15 protein-coding genes and 6 tRNA genes are annotated in these 12556 nt (G+C 72.1%); 9 read left to right on the forward strand and 12 right to left on the reverse strand.

The features are described 5' to 3' along the window. Positions 1-372 precede the first annotated feature (372 nt). Both AB0B29_RS17910 and AB0B29_RS17915 read right to left on the reverse strand, forming a co-directional pair. A tRNA-Val gene (locus tag AB0B29_RS17910) sits at positions 373-444 on the reverse strand. Between the two features lie 46 nt (positions 445-490). After that, on the reverse strand, positions 491-949 hold the full coding sequence (locus AB0B29_RS17915) for a TIGR02611 family protein (protein ID WP_362240350.1): 459 nt from the start codon (positions 947-949) through the stop codon (positions 491-493). A 191-nt stretch (positions 950-1140) separates the two neighbouring features. Here AB0B29_RS17915 and AB0B29_RS17920 point away from each other — a divergent pair, with 191 nt between their 5' ends. Together AB0B29_RS17920 and AB0B29_RS17925 are read left to right on the forward strand one after the other, a co-directional pair. Beyond that, entirely contained in the window at positions 1141-1554 is a 414-nt protein-coding gene (locus AB0B29_RS17920; RefSeq protein WP_004002642.1) for an SsgA family sporulation/cell division regulator, read from the forward strand. A 353-nt stretch (positions 1555-1907) separates the two neighbouring features. After that, positions 1908-2468 (forward strand): CGNR zinc finger domain-containing protein, encoded by a 561-nt coding sequence (locus AB0B29_RS17925; protein WP_362240353.1) that lies wholly within the window; start codon positions 1908-1910, stop codon positions 2466-2468. Positions 2469-2582: 114 nt separating this feature from the next. On the opposite strand, the gene AB0B29_RS17930 is transcribed toward AB0B29_RS17925, so the two are convergent. Together AB0B29_RS17930 and AB0B29_RS17935 are read right to left on the reverse strand one after the other, a co-directional pair. Next, on the reverse strand, positions 2583-2801 hold the full coding sequence (locus AB0B29_RS17930) for a hypothetical protein (RefSeq protein ID WP_362240355.1): 219 nt from the start codon (positions 2799-2801) through the stop codon (positions 2583-2585). Positions 2802-2958: 157 nt separating this feature from the next. Further along, a complete protein-coding gene (locus AB0B29_RS17935) occupies positions 2959-3396 on the reverse strand; it encodes a hypothetical protein (protein ID WP_362240357.1) in 438 nt (145 codons plus the stop codon). 177 nt (positions 3397-3573) lie between these two features. Between AB0B29_RS17935 and AB0B29_RS17940 the strand changes: the two genes are divergently transcribed. Then, positions 3574-4098, forward strand: coding sequence for a DsbA family protein (locus AB0B29_RS17940; RefSeq protein ID WP_362240360.1), 525 nt, complete (start codon positions 3574-3576; stop codon positions 4096-4098). Positions 4099-4177: 79 nt separating this feature from the next. Here AB0B29_RS17940 and AB0B29_RS17945 read toward each other — a convergent pair whose 3' ends face one another. The 3 genes from AB0B29_RS17945 to AB0B29_RS17955 are packed head-to-tail and all read right to left on the reverse strand — an operon-like array spanning position 4178 to position 6918. Then, the gene (locus AB0B29_RS17945; protein WP_362240363.1) at positions 4178-5002 is read right to left on the reverse strand and encodes a GNAT family N-acetyltransferase; all 825 of its coding nucleotides are present in this window, start codon (positions 5000-5002) and stop codon (positions 4178-4180) included. A gap of 54 nt (positions 5003-5056) precedes the next feature. Next, positions 5057-5878 (reverse strand): aminotransferase class IV, encoded by an 822-nt coding sequence (locus AB0B29_RS17950; RefSeq protein ID WP_362240365.1) that lies wholly within the window; start codon positions 5876-5878, stop codon positions 5057-5059. Then, entirely contained in the window at positions 5875-6918 is a 1044-nt protein-coding gene (locus AB0B29_RS17955; RefSeq protein ID WP_362240368.1) for a chorismate-binding protein, read from the reverse strand. Before AB0B29_RS17955 ends, AB0B29_RS17950 begins: the two co-directional genes overlap by 4 nt. Positions 6919-7096: 178 nt before the next feature. Here AB0B29_RS17955 and AB0B29_RS17960 point away from each other — a divergent pair. The 5 genes from AB0B29_RS17960 (at position 7097) to AB0B29_RS17980 (ending at position 7563) form a co-directional block, all read left to right on the forward strand. Then, positions 7097-7169, forward strand: a tRNA-Gly gene (locus tag AB0B29_RS17960). Between the two features lie 37 nt (positions 7170-7206). Continuing rightward, positions 7207-7280, forward strand: a tRNA-Cys gene (locus AB0B29_RS17965). Between the two features lies 1 nt (position 7281). Beyond that, positions 7282-7353: transfer RNA gene (locus tag AB0B29_RS17970), tRNA-Val, on the forward strand. Between the two features lie 23 nt (positions 7354-7376). Further along, positions 7377-7448 (forward strand) — tRNA-Val (locus AB0B29_RS17975). A 43-nt stretch (positions 7449-7491) separates the two neighbouring features. Further along, positions 7492-7563, forward strand: a tRNA-Val gene (locus AB0B29_RS17980). A 55-nt stretch (positions 7564-7618) separates the two neighbouring features. Here the strand turns inward: AB0B29_RS17980 and AB0B29_RS17985 are convergent. The 4 genes from AB0B29_RS17985 to AB0B29_RS18000 form a co-directional block, all read right to left on the reverse strand. Next, positions 7619-7906, reverse strand: a complete 288-nt coding sequence (locus tag AB0B29_RS17985; RefSeq protein ID WP_362240370.1) for a zf-TFIIB domain-containing protein — start codon at positions 7904-7906, stop codon at positions 7619-7621. Positions 7907-7985: 79 nt separating this feature from the next. Then, complete coding sequence (locus AB0B29_RS17990; protein ID WP_362240373.1) at positions 7986-8924, reverse strand: phosphotransferase family protein; 939 nt, start codon at positions 8922-8924, stop codon at positions 7986-7988. A 201-nt stretch (positions 8925-9125) separates the two neighbouring features. Then, positions 9126-9335 carry a hypothetical protein gene (locus AB0B29_RS17995; RefSeq protein WP_362240376.1) on the reverse strand — a complete coding sequence of 70 codons (210 nt, stop codon included), beginning with the start codon at positions 9333-9335 and terminating at the stop codon, positions 9126-9128. A gap of 235 nt (positions 9336-9570) precedes the next feature. Continuing rightward, complete coding sequence (locus AB0B29_RS18000) at positions 9571-9810, reverse strand: hypothetical protein (protein WP_362240378.1); 240 nt, start codon at positions 9808-9810, stop codon at positions 9571-9573. Between the two features lie 195 nt (positions 9811-10005). Here AB0B29_RS18000 and AB0B29_RS18005 point away from each other — a divergent pair, with 195 nt between their 5' ends. Beyond that, positions 10006-11454 carry a serine/threonine-protein kinase gene (locus AB0B29_RS18005; RefSeq protein WP_362240380.1) on the forward strand — a complete coding sequence of 483 codons (1449 nt, stop codon included), beginning with the start codon at positions 10006-10008 and terminating at the stop codon, positions 11452-11454. 228 nt (positions 11455-11682) lie between these two features. Here AB0B29_RS18005 and AB0B29_RS18010 read toward each other — a convergent pair whose 3' ends face one another. Continuing rightward, entirely contained in the window at positions 11683-12501 is an 819-nt protein-coding gene (locus AB0B29_RS18010) for a TrmH family RNA methyltransferase (RefSeq protein ID WP_104778730.1), read from the reverse strand. Positions 12502-12556: the final 55 nt, after the last annotated feature.

The following is a 12556-nucleotide window of genomic DNA, read 5'->3' on the forward strand; positions in this document are numbered from 1 at the left end:
GAGGGTGCGGGGTGTGGGCGCTTTCCGGCCAGGCGCCCCGGGACGTGGTGCTGCTCCCCAACGGGCGAGGTCCCTGAGCGGGGAACTCGGCGTCACCAGGGACCCTGGAGACGCCTCCGGCGCCCGTGCCGACGATCGGCGGGGGCGATGTTCAGCCATACCGCCCGACGGTCCGCCCGCCTCGGGCGAGGCTTCCCTCAACGCTCTCGCGACTCCGGCCTCCCGCCCGTCGGCCCGGGCAGGTGGACGGCCCTGCATCCTGCGGCACGGGCGGCGCCCAGCGGCAGCCCCGGTACGGAGGGGCGACGCCGCTCCGGCAGACACGACAACGGCAGCCCACCTGCCTGATCGCAGGTGGGCTGCCGGTCCGGGTGGGCGATACTGGGTTCGAACCAGTGACCTCTTCGGTGTGAACGAAGCGCTCTCCCACTGAGCTAATCGCCCGGGCGCAGGAAGAACATTACCCCATGTCAGGGGGTGCCTGTGACGCTCACTGGTCCTTGATCTTCCACGGCATGACGATGCCGAACTTCCACAGGTAGACACCGACCAGGACGCCCACGATCACCAGCCCGATCGACGTCAGGATGATGTTGCGGCGCCGCACCTTCGGATCGAGGGCCCGCTGGGCCGCCTCGGTGACCTTCCGCTTGGTCCAGCGGAGCACCAGCTGGGCCCAGACGAACTCCGTCGCCCAGATCGCCATGCCGCCGAAGATCACGACCCAGCCCGGCCCCGGAAGCGGCAGCATGATGATGCCGGCCACCACGACCGCGAGCCCGATGATGAAAACGCCGACCTGCCAGCTCACGTGCAGGGCCCGGCGCGCCTTGATGAATTCCGGCGCTCGCGAGCCGAGCTCGCGGTCCTGCTCGCCGTGCACCTCGCCCGGCCCCGTCCCGTCCGATGCCACGGCCACCTCGCCCGGCTCGTTACTCCCCGTATTCATACGGGGGAACACTACCCGAGCGAAACCAGTCACCGGAATGGACGCACGACACGAACGATCTCTCGGCCGGAAGAGTTACGTAAAGGCACGCAAAACACTCAGAGGGGTTTACAACGGCACCGTAGGTGGCATGTCGATTTCGCCGACGTGCGAATCCCCGAGCGCACACTGAGCGAAAGGCCCTGGCGCTTATGAACACCACGGTCAGCTGCGAGCTGCACCTGCGCCTCGTTGTGTCGAGCGAGTCCTCCCTGCCTGTCCCCGCAGGCCTGCGGTACGACACGGCCGACCCCTACGCCGTGCACGCCACCTTCCACACCGGAGCCGAGGAAACCGTCGAGTGGGTGTTCGCCCGCGACCTCCTCGCCGAGGGACTTCACCGCCCTACGGGCACCGGCGACGTCCGCGTCTGGCCGTCGCGCAGTCACGGCCAGGGCGTCGTGTGCATCGCCCTGAGCTCGCCGGAGGGCGAGGCCCTGCTGGAGGCCCCGGCACGGGCCCTGGAGTCCTTCCTGAAGCGGACCGACGCCGCCGTGCCGCCCGGCACGGAACACCGGCACTTCGACCTCGACCAGGAGCTCTCGCACATCCTGGCGGAAAGCTAGGGCGAGGCCCCCACCAAGCCGCCCGGCGCCGTCCACTCGGGGAGACGGCTCGGGCTCGGACAACCGCATACGGGATGACACCGGCGCCGATCCGCGGCTCACGCGGTCCGGCGCCGGTTCGCGTGTGCGCCCTCCCCGCTCGCCCGCACCCGCCGCCGACCGCTCGGGACCACACCAGCAGTGCGTCCCTCGGAATCCCCGCAGGCCCTGCGGCCCTCGGGAACCCCCGCGGGTCCTGCGGCGTTGTATTCGAAGCCATGTGCGGACATGTGGAGGGTCCGGCGGCGGCGGAGCCATTACCATCGGCCAGCATCGGCGGGCGTCCGCCCGACCCTCAGGCCAGGGAGCGAATCGTGCTGATCACCCACGACACCCGGTGCGCCCTCGACACCGTGGTCGATCTGGTGAACACCGCACCGGAGGACGACACGGCGGCGGACGGGCTGCCGGACGTGGCAACCCTCACGGACTTCGTGCGGAACCACGAGATCAGCGATGTCGGGGTGCTCTCGGACTTCGACCTCTCCGCCGTGCGCAAGATCCGCGCACGCTTCGCCGCCGTCTTCGCCGCCCCCGACGCCCGGACCGCCGCCGGACAGATCAACGACCTGGTCGCGGCCGCCGGCACCACCCCCCGGCTCACGGACCACGACGGCTACGACTGGCACGTGCACTACTTCGCCCCCGGTGCCTCCGTAGCCGATCACCTGGCCGCAGACTGCGGGATGGCGCTGGCGTTCTTCGTGGTCGCCGGGGAGCAGGAGCGGCTGCGGCGCTGCGAGGCGCCCGACTGCCGACGCGCCTTCGTCGACCTGTCCCGCAACCGCTCGCGGCGCTACTGCGACAGCCGCACCTGCGGGAACCGCCTGCACGTGGCCGCATATCGCGCGCGCCGCAAGGAGGCCGCCGGCTGACAGCCGTCGCCCGGCCGGAGACTGCGGGGGCGGTCGACGCCGGCGCGGACCATGCGCGGGGCCGTCGATGCCGACGCGGCCCCGGCGGGTGGCGCCGGGCACCGCGGGTCAGGCTCACAGCAACAGCAGATCGTGCAACGAGGCCATGAGCAGCAGGCTCCCGATCACCGCCAGGAAGATCATCAACGGTGGCTGGGAGAGGGCGAAGAGGCAACCGCGCGGCTCGTCCTCCCGGGGACGTGGCTCGTCCTGCGGGAGAAAGGGCTCGTCCCGCGGCGGACATGGTTCGTCCTGCGGCGGTGCGGGGTCGCTCTGTTTCGTCGTGTCCAGCATCTCGCGGCGATGATGACGCAGTCGCCCGGCCGAACGCGATCAATGCGCTCGTTCCGTGCGGGAGTGCGCCTATTGCGCGAGGTCCCGTTCGGGTTGTGATCACTTCCGCGCACCGGCGGACTCACTGTGACGATTCAGTCGCAGGCGGGGGCGGCCGTCATATGCCGTGCTTCTTGAGGATGGCCTCGATGTCGCTGAAGTCGTCCTCTGTGCGGGACGCCGAAGCGGGCCGGGACGCGGGGCGGGAGCTCTGCCCCAGGGCGGGTGCCTGGGCGGGTGCCACCGCGTCGGGCCGCTCGGCCGTCCGGGCCGCGGTCCTGCGCTCCTTGCGGGTGCCGCCGCGGCGCCGCTCCACGGCACGGGTGGTCATGAAGAGCACCCATGCGACGCCGAGCACCCCGAACCCGGCCCAGGCCGTCGGGCTGAACGCGGTGTCGGCCAGCCACTCGACGACCCCCGTCATCACCAGGCCGATCGGTACGAGGGAGTACGCGGCGACACGGACCGCGGTGAGGTAACGCTTGCGGTACGCCGTGACGACCGCGATGCCCAGGCCTGCCGCGGACACGGCGGAGCAGACGGTCTCGGCAATCATCCGGTCCTCCAGGCGTGGCACGGTCGGGTCGGAACGCTTCGTCGCTTCCATCCTGCACCCGCCGCACCCCGGCGGGCCATGCTCCGGGCCCGACATCGGGGACATCTCCGGGTCTCCTCCTCCGCAGGTGCCGATGCGGGCTGCGCTCCGGGGCGTACCTGCTGGAAGACTGTGGCCATGAGCGACTCCTCCTCCGACCGTTCCGCCGCCCCCGTCCTCGAGGTCTGGTGCGACCTCCAGTGCCCGGACTGCCGTACCGCGCTGGACGATCTCCGTGCCCTGCGCGCCCGCTACGGCGAGCGTCTGGAGCTGCGGCTGCGGCACTTCCCGCTGGAGAAGAACAAGCACGCCTTCGCCGCCGCCCAGGCAGCGGAGGAGGCGTGGGAGCAGGGCCGGGGATGGCCGTACGCGGAGGCCCTGCTGGGACGGGTCGAGGAGCTGGCCCGTAAGGGAGAACCCTTCCTGGTCGAACTGGCCCGCGAACTGGACCTGGACGCCGAGGAGTTCGACACCGCGCTGGTCGACGGCCGGCACATTCTGATCGTGGACGCCGACCAGGCCGAGGGCAAGGCGATCGGCGTGACCGGCACCCCGACGTACGTCATCGGCGGTGAGCGGCTCGACGGCGGCAAGAGCCAGGAGGGGCTGCGCGAGCGGATCGAGGAGATCGCGGACCGGCTGCTGGCCGGGCAGGAGCGCTGACTCCCTCGCCCGCTCCCGGCTCGCGGCTCCCCCGGGCCGGCTGCTCCCCCGGCTCGCGGCTCCCCCGGCTCGCGGGCCGCTAGAGCAGCGGCTTGTACATGGCGTACTGCTCGGTCTTGTAGCCGAGCGACTCGTACAGCCGCTCGGCCGGGGTGTTGCCGGAGAAGACGTTGAGACCGAGGGTCCGCCTGCCCTCCGCGATCGTCTGGGCCTCGGCCAGCAGCATCAGGGTGCGGCCGTGGCCCTTTCCACGGTGGGCGGCGTCGGTCTCCACGTCGAAGACGAACGCGCCGTCCGCGCGCACCGCCAGCCACAGCGTGCCCACCGGTGTCCCCAGATGCTCGACGACGCTGATCAGCATGCCCGGGGAGGCGAGGCCGTCGGGGAGCAGCGTGGCGTGGTCGCGCTCCGACTTGGCCCGGGCCTCGGCCTCCGGGACGCCCCGTTCGATCCAGCTGCGCGCGTAGTCCTCGTTGCCCTTCTCCAGCCAAGGGCCGAACTCCGCCTCGGTCATGGGCCGGGCTCGGCTGCCCTCGGGCAGCTCCGGCGGGGTGTCGCCGAGCTGCTTCTCCATGCCGCGGTTGCGGACGACGTAACCGAGCGCCGTGGCGAGCCGGACGCCCGCCTCGGACGTGGCGGGGACCGACGCCTCGATGCGGCGGCACCCCCAGCCGCGCGCCACCTCCTCCGCGGCGAGCGCCGCGACCGTGCCCCGGCCCCGTCTGCGGTCCGGCTCGTCGATGTGCAGCTTCGTGATCCGGGCCACCGCCCGGCCGAACACGGGATGCGTGCCCAGGTGTATCGCCCCCACGGGACGGCTGTTCACGCATACCTGGTAGCGGCGTGAGCGCGTCCCGTCGGCGTTCTGCTGAAGCGGCTCGGTCGGCCGCAGGGTCGTGGTCATCAGGGGTGTTCTACCCGTAACCACGGCCCTGTTCAGCCGAATTTCCGGGAGCTGTCAGGGGTCGAGGTCGTTCCCGGCCCGCTCCTCGAAGATCCGCATGGCCTTGGCGGTCACCGGGCCGGGGGCACCGGGCAGCTCACGGCCGTCGACGCGGTGCACGGCCTGCACGTCCCGCAGGGTGGACGTCAGGAAGATCTCGTCGGCCCGCTCCAGGACGTCCAGCGGCAGGTCGGTCTCCTTCGCGCCGGTCCATTCGGCCGCCAGTGCGCGGGTGATGCCCGCGAGGCAGCCCGAGGCGACCGGCGGAGTGTGGATCTCGCCGTCGAAGACGACGAAGACGTTCGACCCGGTGCCCTCGCACAGCTGTCCCACCGTGTTGGCGAACAGCGCCTCGGAGGCACCCTGTTCGCGGGCCCGGGCGAGAGCGACGACGTTCTCGGCGTACGAGGTGGTCTTCAGGCCGGTGAGGGCGCCGCGCTCGTTGCGGGTCCAGGGCACGGTGATCACGGCGGTGGAGTCGGGGCGGCGGGTCGTCTCGCCCACGGCGACGACGAGGGTCGGGCCCTGATCGCCGCGGTCGGAGCCGAGGGGGCCGTGGCCGCCGGTGTAGGTGATGCGCAGACGGCCGAGCGGCACGGGGTTGGCGTCGAGGACCGCGGCGCAGGCCCGGCGCACCTCCTCGTGGTCCGGGTCCGGCAGTCCCAGGCCGCGCGCCGAGCGGGTCAGCCGGTCGAGGTGCCGGGTGAGGGCGAACGGCCGGCCGTGCACCGCCTTCACCGTCTCGAAGATGCCGTCGCCCACGGTCAGGCCGTGGTCGAAGACGGAGACGCGGGCGGACTGGATGTCCTGCAGTCCGCCGTCGAGCCAGATCTTCACGTCAGGTCCTCTCCACTCACCTCATACGCCCCCGACGCTATCGCGAGCAGCCGGGACGCCTTCAGCTCGGTCTCCCGCCACTCCCCCTCGGGATCGGAGCCCCAGGTGATGCCGGCACCGGTGCCGAAGCGCAGCACGCCCGCGGCCCGGTCGATCCAGAAGGTACGGATGCCGACGGCCAGCTCTCCGGTCCCCCGGTCGGCGTCGACCCACCCGATCCCGCCGCAGTACGGCCCCCTGGGCGCCGTCTCCAGCGCGTCGATGATCCGCAGTGCGCTGGACTTGGGCGCGCCGGTGACCGAGCCGGGAGGGAAGGCGGCGTCGATCAGCTCGGCCCAGCCCGTCCCGGGGGCCAGCTCGCCGCGGACCGTCGAGACGAGGTGGACCAGCCCCGGGTGCTTCTCGACGGCGCACAGGTCGGGCACCGTCACGCTGCCCGTGGCGCACACCCGCCCGATGTCGTTGCGGACGAGGTCCACGATCATCACGTTCTCGGCGTAGTCCTTCTCCAGCAGGTCCGCCTCCGTCCTGCCGGTGCCCTTGATCGGCCCGGACTCGACGATGCGGCCGTCGCGGCGCAGGAACAGCTCGGGGGAGGCGGTGGCGATCTCGACGCCGTGCCCGGGCAGGCGAATCGTTCCCGCATACGGTGCCGGGTTGCCACGGGCGAGCAGTGCCGTGAGGGCGTCCACGTCGGCGCCGGGCCGGACGGGCGCCGACAGCACCCGGCACAGATTCGCCTGGTAGACCTCGCCGGCCGCGATGTGGTCGCGGATCCGCCGCACGGCGGCCGTGTACGCGGCGCGATCGAGTGAGGACGTCCAGTCACCGGCCGCCGGTCCGTGCCATGCGCCGGGCACGGGGGCGGGCACGTCCGCTGTCCGGATCTGCGCGAATCGTGCGCAGGTCAGCCGGCCCTCGAAGTCGGCGCAGACGGCCCAGAAACCGCTGGACTCCAGGGCTTCGGGGTCGTCGGTGACGTCGAGGAGCCCGGTGGCGACGCGGTCGCCGAAGCGGGCGAGAGGAGGGAGGTCGAGCACGCAGTCGAGTCTATGGTGGGTGTCTCGCGGGTGGCCGGGGGATGTCCCGTCGGGCGGCCCTGTGACGTCCTTGAGCAGGGGAAGCGCAGCACGCTGCACAAACGCGTTTTTGTACTGGCTCCGGAATCCGCTAGAGTTCAACACGTCGCCGGGCCGCGAGAGCGGACCGAAACGACAGGCGGACGTAGCTCAGTTGGTAGAGCGCAACCTTGCCAAGGTTGAGGTCGCGAGTTCGAACCTCGTCGTCCGCTCGAAGGAAGAGGGGGACTCCCGGTCCCCTACACTCCTGGTGGAGTGGCCGAGAGGCGAGGCAACGGCCTGCAAAGCCGTCTACACGGGTTCAAATCCCGTCTCCACCTCCAAGGACGATTAGCTCAGCGGGAGAGCGCTTCCCTGACACGGAAGAGGTCACTGGTTCAATCCCAGTATCGTCCACTGGATCCCTCAAGATCCCACCCGCGCGATTAGCTCAGCGGGAGAGCGCTTCCCTGACACGGAAGAGGTCACTGGTTCAATCCCAGTATCGCGCACGCAGTGCCCATGGACGGACACAGTCCGTACACATGGTCCCGAGGACGATTAGCTCAGCGGGAGAGCGCTTCCCTGACACGGAAGAGGTCACTGGTTCAATCCCAGTATCGTCCACATCACACAGGAGCCCCCGGCCGTTCGCGGCCGGGGGCTCCTGTCGTGTCATCACTCAGGACGAGAACAGCATGTGACCGAAGCTCTTGTGGCGGTGGTGTCCCTGGTGGCCGTGGTGTCCGTGGCCACCGTGCGGGGCGCCCCATGCCGGAGCCGGCGGGGCCGGGTAGGCCTGCGGGGCCGGCGGGGGCGGGGCCGGCTGGGACCATTGGGCCTCCAGGCGGGTCAGCGACTCCAGCTCGCCGTAGTCGAGAAAGATCCCGCGGCAGCCGCTGCACTGCTCGATCTGGACACCGTTGCGGTTGTACGTGTGCATCGGCGCACGGCACTTCGGACACTGCATGGTCGTTCAACTCCTCGCCGGTCAGTCCTGCTTCACATCTCGCCAGGACAGACTCTGTCCCGCTGCAGTCGGTTGCACCCTACTTCGTGTGCTCCTGCGCCAACTGTGGCGGGACGGTCGCCATTCGGTCACAGGCGTCCACGACCGACTGCTCCACCTCGTCCAGCGGGCGCCCGGCCGCGACCGCCTTGGCGACGGCCCGGGCCGCGGTCTGCGCGGCGAGGGCGCGGGCGGCGACGTCGAGAGCGGGCCAGGGGTCGCCCTCGACCGGGACGGCGGGGCCGCCGGCCTCGCGGTACGCGGCGAGGAACCGGGTCCACTCGTCGGGCGGGAGCAAGCCGCAGGCGTACCAGGCGGCGGGGCGGGCGAGGTCCCAGGCGGGGACGCCGGTGCCGAGGTCGTCCACGTCTATCAGCAGCCAGCGGCCGTCGGCGGGGCGGCGTACGAGCTGGCCGAGGTGGAGGTCGCCGTGGCAGAGAGTGCCGGTCTCCGGCATCGGGGCCTCGGCCCGGGCCCAGGGCGGGAGGGTGGCCCAGGCGCGCAGGACGGGGGCGGTCGCGGGATGCGGGGCGGCCTCGCGGAGCCGGGCCACGGCCCGGGCCGCCTTGGCCGGGCCACGCATGGGGGGCAGGCCGGGCGGGGCCGGCGTGCGGTGGAGGCGGGCGAGGAGGGTGGCGGCGGCCTCCCAAGGGGCGGCGTCCGGGTCGTCGGGATCTACAGGGGTGCCGTACGGCCAGAACGTCACGAGGCGGCCGTGCAGGGCGAGCGGGGTGGGGTTCAGTGGGGGCAGGAGGATGCCGGGGAGGCGGCCGGCCAGGGTGAGGCGGCCGGCGAGTTCGTCCGGGTCGCTGTCCGGCGGGTGGGCCTTCGCGACGGTGTCGGCGTGACGTACGACGATGCCGTCGGGGCGGTCCGCGAGCGTGGCCGCGCCGCAGGGACAGGCCGACGAGCGCGCGTGGGCGGCGGCTCGGGCTCTCGCGGCGAGGTCGGCCAGGAGAGGGCCGGAGTCGGAGTTCACCGGCTGAGAGTACGTGCGAACCAGGGCCCGGCCGCAGGGAACCGTTGATGAGGGGTGATCGGCACGGGGGGGGCAAAGCAATGCCGGCGCAGCTCCCCAGCTGCGCCGGCATCTGTGCCGTCCGCCGCACCCCCGTCCCCACGGGGTTTCATGGGTGTGATGTCCCCGCCCGGACCGCTCTTCCGGGCCTGGGGTCGCCGCTCAGCGCCCCAACATCTCTCCCACGGACGACGCCTGTGTGGCCACTGTCTCCCACCCGTCGAAGACGAGGAGGAGCAGGACCGCCAGGGGAAGGGCCATCAGTGTCGCCACCAGCGGGTGGCGGCGGCCCTGGCGGCGGGGGCGGAACACGGCGGCGTACGCCTTGCGTCCCTCCTCGCGGAGCAGTGTCCGCGGTGCCGTCTGGGCCATGGTCCCTCTCCTGACCGTTCTCAGTTGTCGTTGGCAGCGGCGGGCGTCTGACCTCGGGGGACGAGTGCTGCCACCCGCCGCTTGACTTCAAATCTAGGCTTCCGGACGCTCCCCGGCGTCATGCCCTCGTACCGATTGCCGGGCCTCCCCGAGGATGAGCCGCCACCTGCGACGTACTCCCCTGGGTGGAGACGGGGACGCCGGTCTCAGGGTCTTCCCCGACGGGTCGCCTGGATCATCCCTCTTTGTCCGAGCTCCCCTCCCGCGGAACGGGCTGTTCCACCAGGGCCAGCACCCGATTCGCCATGAAGCGGGCCGTACGCACGACCCTCCCGCTACGGGTGACTTCGCTCACTTCCACGACACCTCGCCGTACCGTCGTCTCCACCCTGCGTCCCGCTCTGCTCGCCACGACGTCGTACGTGCGCGTCGTGTCCCCCGCGTCCACGACTATCTCCACACGATCACCCTTCACAGGATCAATCCCCCTTCTGCGACGGGTGGTTGGGATCACCCGGCACGCGAAGTCCGCCTCTTCGCGCCCTCCCTGACCACCCTTCAAGTCTCCCACCCACCACTGACAATCCATCACGCCGAGAGGGCGCGGCCTCTGCGCGCGGGCGGCCGCGGAAACGTAAGCTGTGGCTCGTCACAGGACCGGGCAGCGGGGATGAACATGGCGATGATGCGCCTGAGGCGCGAGGACCCGCGCGTCGTCGGCTCGTTCAAGCTTCACAGACGGCTCGGCGCGGGCGGGATGGGCGTGGTCTACCTGGGCTCCGACAAGAAGGGGCAGCGGGTCGCACTCAAGGTCATCCGTCCCGACCTGGCGGAGGACCAGGAGTTCCGCTCCCGGTTCGCCCGTGAGGTCTCGGCGGCCCGGCGGATCCGTGGTGGCTGCACGGCCCGGCTGGTGGCCGCCGACCTGGACGCGGACCGCCCCTGGTTCGCCACGCAGTACGTGCCCGGCCCTTCGCTGCACGACAAGGTCGCGGCCGAGGGGCCGCTCTGCGCTGCCGATGTCGCGGCCGTCGGTGCCGCCCTTTCGGAGGGCCTGGTCGCCGTGCACGAGGCCGGGGTGGTGCACCGGGACCTGAAGCCGTCCAACATCCTGCTGTCCCCCAAGGGGCCGCGGATCATCGACTTCGGCATCGCCTGGGCCACCGGCGCCTCGACGCTCACCCATGTCGGCACGGCGGTCGGCTCGCCCGGCTTCCTCGCGCCGGAGCAGGTGCGCGGGGCCGCCGTCACACCGGCGACGGACGTGTTCTCGCTCGGCGCCACGCTCGCGTACTCCTCGATGGGCGACTCACCCTTCGGCCACGGCAGTTCCGAGGTGATGCTGTACCGGGTCGTGCACGAGGAGCCGCAGCTGCACGGTGTGCCCGACGCGCTGGCTCCGCTCGTCCGGGCGTGTCTGGCGAAGGACCCTGAGGAGCGGCCCAGCACCCTCCAACTGTCGTTGCGGCTGAAGGAGATCGCGGCCCGGGAGTCGCAGGACCTCGGCGGCGTCCGGCCGCCCGCGCCGCGCGGTGCCGACAGCGACCGGCCCGTCGACACCTACCCCGAGCGGGCCCGGCGTCCGCAGGGACAGCAGAGTGCCGGAGCGCAGCGAGGCCGGGGCACTCCCCCGCCCCGGGGTTCCGCTCCCTCCCGGGACGGCCACCCCTCGACGGACGGTACGGCCTCACAGACCGGTGCGCGGGGCGGAGCCCGGGCGGCCGGGGGCGGGAACCGGTCGACGGGGAGCGGAAACCGCGGCAGGACGCCGATGCGCGGGCCCGGTGCCTCGCGGGGCGGCACCCCGTCGCGGTCGGGGCCGCGGCCGACGCCCACCGGGCGTGACGGGACGCGGTCGGGCAGTGGCGGACGCCCCGCCCCGCACAGCGGCACCGGGCGCCCGGCGTCCAGGAACACGGGGACCAGGCTGCGGCCCGCCAATCCGCGGTTGTTGCGGCAGCGGCTGTTCGTGTTCGTCGTGGTGACGTTGCTGGTGGCGGTCGGTATCGCTCTGGTGCAGGGCTGCCAGGGACCGGCGCGGGGACTCGGCGGCGACGGGGGCGGCGTGCGGCAGGAGCGCGTCCAGCAGGACGACCTCCCGCGGGACTTCGAGCCGTAACGCGCGGGGCGCGGCTGCGGCCGCGTGGAGCGACGCCCGGCGTCGGCGGGGTGTCACAGATCCGGCAGGCCGGGCCGGGCGACGGGGTCGGACCGGTCTTCGCCTACGCCCGGGCGCCTCCGGCACCGGCGCTGTGGTGTGGACGACCCGGGCCACGCCGGATGGCGAGGAGGCGCCCGCCGCGCCGGAGCACGGCGACGATCGCCTCGCGCTGCTGCCCGGACGTCCCTAGGCCGTGGGCCGGCCGGTGGCCACGGCGTAGAAGGCCACGGCGGCGGCCGCGCCCACGTTGAGCGAGTCGACGCCGTGGGACATGGGGATGCGGACCCACTCGTCGGCGGCGACCAGGGCCTGGGTGGACAGGCCGTCGCCCTCGGCACCGAGCATGAGGGCCACGCGGTCCATGGTGTGCGGGGCGGCCTCGTCGAGGGACCGGGCCTTCTCGTCGGGGGTGAGGGCGAGGAGGGTGAAGCCCGCCTCGCGGACCGACTCCAGGCCCTTGGGCCAGGTGTCGAGGCGGGCGTAGGGGACGGAGAAGACCGCGCCCATGGAGACCTTCACGCTGCGGCGGTAGAGGGGGTCGGCGCAGTCGGGCGAGAGCAGGACGGCGTCCATGCCGAGGGCGGCGGCCGACCGGAAGATGGCGCCGATGTTGGTGTGGTCGTTGACCGACTCCATGATGACGACGCGGCGGGCGGTCCGGAGCAGGTCGGCGGCCGTGGGCAGGGGCTTGCGCTGCATGGAGGCGAGCGCGCCGCGGTGCACGTGGTAGCCGGTGACCTGCTCGGCGAGCTCCGGGCTGACGGCGTAGACCGGGGCGGGGAGTTCGTCGATGACGTCGCGCATGACGTCGACCCACTTGGCCGAGAGCAGCATGGAACGCATCTCGTAGCCCGCTTCCTTGGCCCTTCTGATGACCTTCTCGCCTTCGGCGATGAACAGGCCCTCGGCGGGTTCGCGCTTGCGGCGCAGCTCCACGTCGGTCAGGCCGGTGTAGTCGCGCAGACGCGGGTCGTCGGGATCCTCGACGGTGATGAGATCGGCCACAGGGTGATACTGCCTTGTCCTGGGTGCGGTGCCAACGGCTCGGGACGGGTTGGTT

Source organism: Streptomyces tibetensis (genome assembly GCF_040647715.1).
Taxonomy (GTDB): domain Bacteria; phylum Actinomycetota; class Actinomycetes; order Streptomycetales; family Streptomycetaceae; genus Streptomyces; species Streptomyces tibetensis_A.